This window comes from Marinobacter sediminicola, from assembly GCF_031157525.1.
GTDB classification, from domain to species: Bacteria; Pseudomonadota; Gammaproteobacteria; order Pseudomonadales; family Oleiphilaceae; genus Marinobacter; species Marinobacter sediminicola.
In genome coordinates, this window is sequence record NZ_JAVIXR010000026.1 from 1 (window position 1) to 4,532 (window position 4,532).

Sequence of the window (4,532 nt, forward strand, 5' to 3'; positions counted from 1 at the left end):
GGCTTGAATGGCGCCTTCAGGAAGGGGCTCGTCATGTCGGGAACGGGAAGATCAAGCAGGTGCTCGACGATGAGCACCGCGAATAATCTGAGAAAATGCCTAACAAGGCGCAGCAGTTCGCGGCCGATGGCCGCCGGACGCCCTTTACGTGGCTCCTTCGTCGCCACTCCAAGGTCGCCGCTGTGCTTCGGCGTTAAGTGTCAAAGGATTGATCGATGCAAGGTGAATGTCTCTGCGGAAACGTGAAATTCGAAATTGATGGGGAGATACGCAATCTCTATCAGTGTCACTGCTCGCTATGCCGCAAAGCCACAGGGGCTGCCGCTAACGCTGCCACGTTTGTGCAGGGTTCTAATTTTCGTTGGGTCTCAGGTCAAAGCGAGATTCGGACGTACCAAAAGCCAAGTGGTTTCCGGAGCGATTTCTGTTCGAGTTGTGGGAGCCCGGTTCCAAATAGCCTGCGGGGCACCGAGATGGTTTGGGTTCCAGCTGGTTTGCTCGATGAACTGGCCGTATCAAGGGTTTCTGTTCACCTCCATACAGCATCCGCAGCGCCATGGGAGCAGGAATCCACTGAGTGCGCACGATTGGAGGGCGGTCCTGAGAGCCTGGAATCACTTAACAAATTGTTGTAGTACGTTCCGGGCCTCCGGCCCTACACCGGACGCCCATTTCGCTGCGCTACATGTGCGCCGCTAAACAAAAAGCGTTAAATGCCTATGGATAAATCTGAAGAGATCGCCAAATACCACGAGCTGGCTAAAGATGCCGGGAACCGCCTACGGGCCTATATTCTCTCCGTTTCGTCAGGCGCTACGGGTGTGTTTTTTCTTGCACTCACCAAGTCCGGTGGGAGCGAGTTGGGTGCTACCGACAAATGGTTGCTGTCAGTCGCGCTGGTCTCGTTCGTTGCTACAGTGGGTTTGTGCTTGTACGAACTTCGGGTCGACGCAAAAAGGTTCTTCGCGCTTACACAGGAGTTGAACAAGCCTGAATCTGAACAAAGCTGGGATAAAAATAAACGCTATAAATCAAAGCGGTATTGGCTGATTCATGGTTCGTACCTAACACTTGCTGTCGCCATTTTGGCAACGAGTGTTTACCTTGTTCGTGCCATTTTCAGCATTTAACCAAGTGTTCCAGTACGTTCCGGGCCTGACGGCCCTCCACCGGATGCCCTTTTCGCTGCGCTACAAGGGCACCGCTGAACAACGGCGTTATACAGACTAAGGAGAGTCAGATTTGAAGTTAGCCAATGTAGTCCCCTGGGGCCGATCTTTTGAAGAGTATCAGGCGATGTTCGGATTATCCGAGGATGACCTGAACAAGCGTATCCTTGGTTGCGGTGATGGCCCCGCAAGTTTTAATGTAGAGGCAACAGAGCGTGGCTGCCAAGTCACTTCCTGTGATCCGGTTTACGGGTTTCAGGTCAACGAAATACGTCGCCGGATTGATGAAGTGTACCCGGAAATCATGACTAAGATGCGGCAGGACGCAGACAAGTATATTTGGGAGTCACTGAGTAGCGTCGAGCATCTTGGCGAGATCCGTATGAATGCCATGTCGAGATTCCTGGCCGACTTTGAGGCGGGTTTTCAGCAAGGGCGGTATCTATCAGCGTCTTTGCCGTCGCTGCCGTTTTCCGACTCCGAGTTCGATTTGGCACTCTGCTCCCACTATCTTTTTCTCTACAGTGACCATGTGGATGGGGCTACTCACCTCGCATCAATGTGGGAGCTATGCAGAGTGGCGACCGAAGTGCGTGTCTTTCCTGTTGTGTCCTTAGACGGAGAGGTCTCGAAGTATTTGGATCAGGTAATGACCGCATTATCTGCCGATGGGATTGATGTCTCATTGCAGCCTGTTAGTTACCGGTTTCAAAAAGGTGCTACTGAGATGTTGGTGGTAAAGTCCGTATAACCAGTGGCTGTTGGCGGACGCGCCTACGCTGCGCTCCGGCACGCCGCAAAGCCAAGCGTTAGTCGGAAGGGGTATGGCGAGAGATCAAAGATTGGTGTTCAGCCTTCAAGAAGGCCCGGGATATATAAAAGGGACGCAATTCACCGATGTCGACCTTGCTGGCGTCTCCGGTTACGTAGTCTTTCTGAACCTCGAAAACGCTGATATATCAGACCAAGGAATACGCGTGTTACCTGAGTTACCAGAATTACGCGGCATCGATCTGGATGGAACTGAGGTAACAGACAAAGCGATGGAGCGCATTGCGGAATTCAAAAACCTTGAAGAAATCTGGATAGAAGGGACTTCGGTCTCAGATGTAGGGTTCAGTTGTCTGCATTCGCTAAAAAACCTCAGGTTCATCTCGATCGTTGATTGCGAGAACATTTCTAATGAAGCGATAGAGAGGTTAGAAGTGTCAATTCCAGGAGTTGAGGTACATTGACCCTGTGTTCACCGACTAACAATCGCAGGCACGGCGACGCCTTTTCCATTGCGGCTTCGCCTTCATTTCAAAGCCGCGCATGCTGCGGGCGTTATGTTCACTGAGTGAGCATCGAGCATCATAAAAGGAGATAGCATGAGCACGCATACGTCAAATCAGAAAATTACTACTGCTAAGATTCGGAAAATGAAAGGGAAAGGCAGCATTGTCTCTCTGACGGCTTACACCAAGCCAATGGCGGGCTTTATGGATCCGTATGTAGATCTCATCATTGTTGGTGATTCAACGGGTATGGTTGCATACGGATTTGATTCTACCTTACCTGTAACACTGGATATGATGATTGCCCACGGTGCAGCAGTTGTTCGTGGTATCGAGCGGGCTTGTGTTGTCATTGACATGCCCTTTGGCTCATATCAAGAAAGTAAAGAGCTGGCGTATCGCAATGCAGCACGCATATTGACGGAAACCGGTGCTCAGGCAGTGAAAGTCGAGGGAGGCTTGGAGCTTGTTGAAACGGTGGAGTTCCTGATCAGTCGGGGAATTCCTGTCATGCCCCACATAGGCCTTCGTCCGCAGCATGCAAATGCTCTTGGAGGCTTCAAGGCTCAGGGGCGAGATGACGATGCTGTTGCGTTGTTGGTTAAAGAGGCACAGGCCTTTGAATCAGCAGGTGCGTTCTCGGTATTGATTGAAGGTGTTTTTGAGAAAGCAGCAAGGAAGGTTACTGAAACCATTGCCATCCCCACCATCGGCATTGGTGCTTCTCCTGAGTGTGATGGACAAGTATTAGTGACTGAGGACATCCTTGGTTTGTTCTCAGATTACACCCCGAAGTTCGCCAAAAAATATGTAGACCTCAGTGCCCAGATCAAAGAGGTATTTGCAGAGTTCGAAAAAGAGGTAAGAGCTGGAATTTTCCCTTCAGATGAGCATTGTTTTGGCCTAAAAAAGTGACATAACAAATGGCTGTTGCCGGACGTGCCTACGCTGCGCTCCGGCACGCCGCAAAGCCAAGCGTTATACAGGGAGGTGTAACCTAAATGAGAGCTCTCTTGCTTAAGGGCCCGCAAAACATTGTTCTCGAAAATGTTGCTCCACCACAGCCTAGTCAAGGCGAGGTGATCATTGATGTAGAGGTAACAGGGCTTGGTGGTAGCGAAGTAGCGGCGCTTCAGAATCCAGGGCTTAGGCCTCTTCCAAACGTAATGGGGCATGGGCTGTGCGGCGTAACAACCGCAGGTCAACGAGCAGCGGTTTTTCCACTATCAGGTTGTGGGGACTGCCTCTACTGCAACCAAGGCCAGTCCCAACTTTGTAACGACTGGAATCTGATTGGGGTTCACAGATCTGGGGGCTTTGCTGAACAGGTTTCGGTTCCAGAGAGTGCTCTCGTTCATCTGCCCGCTTCATTAAGCTGGGAGCAAGCGTCGTTCATCGAGCCGTTCGCAAACGCCGTGAACGCGTGGGAACGCGCTCAACCAAAGTCCACCGACTCTGTTTTGGTGATAGGAGCAGGTTCACTGGGTTTGGGTTTAACAGCAATGGGTCGGGATCAGGGCTGCGAATCAATCTTTGTCTCAGACCTATCTGCCAAACGTTTGACAGCTGCTTCGTCAATTGGCGCTTGCGAGGTAGCTCGGACCTTCGGCCGCGAATTCGACATCGTGTTCGACACTGTTGGCACAGAGGTAGCTCGCACTGAGTGTATCAATCGAACGAAGAAAAATGGAAAAAGCGTTTTCCTTGGCTTTGCTTCGCAATCTTTAAGTGTTGATTTCACAAGCATGATTCGAGAGCAGAAAACATTTATTGGATCGTTTGTTTTTTCGAGGGAGCAGTTCACGAAAGCAATGGAGCTTGTGCAGGGTTGTAGTTCTAAGTGGGTGAGAAGCGTGAGTTTCAATGAGGTGGAAGCCGAGCTTGTGGCATACGCAAATGGCGATTTTGAATCAATAAAGTCCGTGCTTCGACCGCAAAGATCGGTATAACCAATAGCGTAAGACGGACGGCTTTCAGCCGCCGCTTCGCATAGGCGTTATGTTCTAGCGAGGACTGCATGAGCATCAAGAAATCATTATATTATGGTAAAACTCGCCGCAAAGTAGACGAGCTTTGGTTCGAGATG

General features: G+C 50.7%; 6 protein-coding genes. All 6 read left to right on the forward strand.

Translation table 11 applies throughout. The annotated features are described in order from the left end of the window. Nucleotides 1-215 precede the first annotated feature (215 nt). The 6 genes from RG807_RS17750 to RG807_RS17600 all read left to right on the forward strand — a co-directional run bounded on the left by RG807_RS17750 (nt 216) and on the right by RG807_RS17600 (nt 4,395). Nucleotides 216-635 carry a GFA family protein gene (locus RG807_RS17750; protein WP_224849672.1) on the forward strand — a complete coding sequence of 140 codons (420 nt, stop codon included), beginning with the start codon at nt 216-218 and terminating at the stop codon, nt 633-635. Between the two features lie 84 nt (nt 636-719). Continuing rightward, entirely contained in the window at nt 720-1,130 is a 411-nt protein-coding gene (locus tag RG807_RS17580; RefSeq protein WP_309046035.1) for a hypothetical protein, read from the forward strand. Nucleotides 1,131-1,242: 112 nt separating this feature from the next. Continuing rightward, nucleotides 1,243-1,920, forward strand: a complete 678-nt coding sequence (locus tag RG807_RS17585; RefSeq protein ID WP_309046036.1) for an SAM-dependent methyltransferase — start codon at nt 1,243-1,245, stop codon at nt 1,918-1,920. Between the two features lie 73 nt (nt 1,921-1,993). Next, complete coding sequence (locus tag RG807_RS17590; protein ID WP_309046037.1) at nt 1,994-2,404, forward strand: leucine-rich repeat domain-containing protein; 411 nt, start codon at nt 1,994-1,996, stop codon at nt 2,402-2,404. Between the two features lie 135 nt (nt 2,405-2,539). After that, nucleotides 2,540-3,361 carry a 3-methyl-2-oxobutanoate hydroxymethyltransferase gene (panB, locus tag RG807_RS17595; protein WP_309046038.1) on the forward strand — a complete coding sequence of 274 codons (822 nt, stop codon included), beginning with the start codon at nt 2,540-2,542 and terminating at the stop codon, nt 3,359-3,361. Between the two features lie 86 nt (nt 3,362-3,447). Next, complete coding sequence (locus tag RG807_RS17600; RefSeq protein ID WP_309046039.1) at nt 3,448-4,395, forward strand: zinc-dependent alcohol dehydrogenase; 948 nt, start codon at nt 3,448-3,450, stop codon at nt 4,393-4,395. Nucleotides 4,396-4,532 lie beyond the last annotated feature (137 nt).

Coding starts and splice junctions, on each gene's coding strand:
- RG807_RS17750 (WP_224849672.1), top strand. CDS start 216: ATGCAAGGTGAATGTCTCTGCGGAAACGTGAAATTCGAAATTGATGGG.
- RG807_RS17580 (WP_309046035.1), top strand. CDS start 720: ATGGATAAATCTGAAGAGATCGCCAAATACCACGAGCTGGCTAAAGAT.
- RG807_RS17590 (WP_309046037.1), top strand. CDS start 1,994: ATGGCGAGAGATCAAAGATTGGTGTTCAGCCTTCAAGAAGGCCCGGGA.
- panB (WP_309046038.1), top strand. CDS start 2,540: ATGAGCACGCATACGTCAAATCAGAAAATTACTACTGCTAAGATTCGG.
- RG807_RS17600 (WP_309046039.1), top strand. CDS start 3,448: ATGAGAGCTCTCTTGCTTAAGGGCCCGCAAAACATTGTTCTCGAAAAT.